Genomic DNA, 721 nt, shown 5'->3' with positions numbered 1-721 from the left:
CGGAGAGTACGGCGCTGTGCCGTGAACTCCCGGCGAGGTCTGCGATCACGAGGATCGGCGCAGCGTCGTCGAGGATGTGACCGATGCGTTCGGACGGGTGTTCCGGGTCGATCGGAACGTACGCGGCACCGGTGCGCACGACGGCAAGCAGGGTCACCACGAGATCCACCGAACGCGCGAGCATGACTGCCACGCGGTCGCCTCGCGTCACACCGCGGGCGCTCAACTGCGCGGCCATCGCCTCGACGCGGGTGGCGATCTCGGAGAAACTGAACTCCGCACCGGTGTGATCGACGATCGCCACTGCGTCCGGCGTTCTCGACATCTGCAGGCGGACGAGCGAATCCAGCGTCGCGTCATCCGCGTGCACCTCGACACCGCGCGACCATTCCTCTGCCCTGATTCGGTCGTCGGCGTTCAGTGCATCGAACGTCGCCACCCTCGCATCGGGGTCCTCGGACAGTCTGCCGAGAAAGTCGACGAATGCAGCCGCGGTGTCGGTGACCGATTCGGGAGTTGCCGCAGTGTCGCTCGATGTCAGGTCCACCGCGAACCCGTGCACCCGATCGCGATACACCATCAGGTCCAGTCGGCCGGCCGGTCCACTCGTGACCGTTTCCTGGCGGCCGGCGATCGACCCGAAGCCGTAGTCGTAATCGAAGGCCTTGACGTTCAACTGCGGCAATGCCGCGTAGTCCTCCGGACCGTTCGGCCACAGTCG

1 protein-coding gene is annotated in these 721 nt (G+C 66.2%); it reads right to left on the bottom strand.

The features are described from left to right. Positions 1-721: AMP-binding protein (locus tag CH251_RS21295; protein ID WP_143544985.1), on the bottom strand; the 721-nt coding region annotated here is incomplete at both ends.

Origin of the sequence: Rhodococcus sp. 06-462-5, assembly GCF_002258315.1 — a bacterium.
Classification (GTDB): domain Bacteria; phylum Actinomycetota; class Actinomycetes; order Mycobacteriales; family Mycobacteriaceae; genus Rhodococcoides.
Note: the sequence above shows the minus strand (reverse complement) of the source record. Positions and strands in the feature narration are given on the sequence as shown.